Source organism: Pedobacter sp. 05L430, from assembly GCF_056397585.1.
In genome coordinates this window covers 1-2,027 of record NZ_JBFTNT010000459.1, presented here as the reverse complement: position 1 = coordinate 2,027, position 2,027 = coordinate 1, and the positions used below count along the sequence as shown (strand labels likewise).

The window sequence follows — 2,027 nt, the reverse complement described above, 5'->3', positions numbered from 1 at the left end:
GAATAAAAAAAAGCTCCTGATCAGGAGCTTTTTTTTATTCCATATAATCAGCTTGCCTGCTTAGCAAAGCCCTGTACTTATTAAAAATTGCCGTTTTGGATACAAACCCAAGGTAAGCTCCACTTTCATCCAATACAGGTAATAGCCATGCATTTTCCTTTTCCATTTTCCCCAGTACCTTCTTTAGTGAATCCGTAACCAGTACAATATCTGGAGCAGCCTGCATCAGATCATTTACAGAAAGGTTATCTTCATCGGCAACATTCCTCTTCAAAACATCTTCAACAAACACCAAACCCTTAAAGCTCCTGTCTGCACTTACAACCGGAAACAAATTTCTTTTAGAAAGTAGAATTTCAGGCATTCTTACTGAGACCAAATCATCTTCATTTAAAACAAGGTAATCTCGTTCTACAAGATATTTAAGTTTCATCATATTAAGAACGGTAGTGTCTTTGTCTTCATGCGACAACAGTTCCCCTTTCTCTGCCAAAGGCTTGGTATAGATAGAGTATTTATTTGCACTGCGATTGATCAAATAAGAGATTGCGGATGTAATCATCAACGGAACCATTAAAACATAACCACCGGTAATCTCGGCAATCAAAAATATCCCTGTAAGCGGTGCATGCATAATAGCGCTTAATGAAGCCGCCATGCMCGCCACAATGAAATTGGCAACATTCAGGTTTGCTATTCCCAGAGTATTTGCAGAAAATGCAACCACAAAACCAATTAAACCACCAATAACCAAGCTCGGCGCAAAAATACCCCCATTCCCACCGGCACCTAAAGTAATAAGGGTAGCGCAAGATTTAGCAAAAATAGTTATTGCTGTAAAAAGGATAACCAGCCATGGCAAATTACTATATTCTGAAAATATACTGTTGGTCATTACATTGGTATAATTTCCGCCAAGCAAATTTTTAATGGTAATATAACCCTCCCCATATAATGTTGGAAACAGGAAAACCATTATACCTAGCATCAAACCGCCAACAACTACACGTTTATATGGATGATTAATCTTGTAAAAGAAGGACTTAATAACCGAATTTGCTTTGGCAAAATAGATAGAGAAAAGACCAATTAAAACCGCAAGCAATACATAATATACAAGTGCATTCATCTTCCATCCTTCTGTAACCAGAAAGAAAAGCTGTTCGTTAAAAAAGAACCTTGCTACTACCGCAGCAGTGGCCGAAGCAAGCAATAAAGGTATAAAAGCAGGGATTGTAAACTCTGGAAGCAGTATTTCTATGGCAAATACAATACCCGCAATTGGACTATTAAATGCAGCAGATATTCCGGCTGCTGCACCACACGCCAGCAACATTGTGGTTTCACGGTATGATAAACCTAAAAATCTGCCTACAATAGAACCAATACCCCCTCCACTGGTCACAATTGGAGCTTCCAAACCCGTAGAACCCCCAAAACCAACAGTTAATGCTGCTGTAATAATTTGCGAATAGATATTATGAGGTTCTACTTTACTGGATTTTTTCGAAATTGTATACAAAAGAGGTGTTAGCCCGGTTTCAAATTTTCCTTTTCTGATGAACCTTCGCACATACATTACCGAAAGAAGTATCCCTATAAAAGGAAAAAAGAAATACAGATAATACTTGTACTGCCAGTGAAAACCCGTCTGCAGAAAATCTTCTATATGGTGAGTTAAGGTTTTTAGAAGTGCGGCAGCAAGACCGGCCAGAATGCCAACAATCAGTGCAGCAATAACCAGGAAATTACGGTTAGAAATTTTAGTTTTCCGGTAATGGTTAATCGAATCTATATAATTCACCAGCCGTATATACATAATTTACCTTTTAAGCGTCAAATTTATCCAGCAATTTAATTAATGTAGCAAAATCTTTTGGATAGGGTGCGTCGATTACAATATCCTTATCATCAAGGCCTTTAAATACCAAATGGCGGGCATGTAAAGCAAAACGTTTCATGATGGGTTGTTCCTCATCATCCTTTGCAATGCGGTATCCTTTTTTCATGGCCGATAGGTATACCGG

1 protein-coding gene and 1 pseudogene are annotated in these 2,027 nt (G+C 38.3%); both read right to left on the bottom strand.

Annotated features, from left to right (window positions below):
• Positions 1 to 34: 34 nt before the first annotated feature.
• Positions 35 to 1,819, bottom strand: coding sequence for a chloride channel protein (locus AC1DG9_RS26370; RefSeq protein WP_477635607.1), 1,785 nt, complete (start codon positions 1,817 to 1,819; stop codon positions 35 to 37).
• A 10-nt stretch (positions 1,820 to 1,829) separates the two neighbouring features.
• Positions 1,830 to 2,027 (bottom strand): annotated as a pseudogene (locus AC1DG9_RS26365) (RNA pseudouridine synthase); the annotation flags it as partial.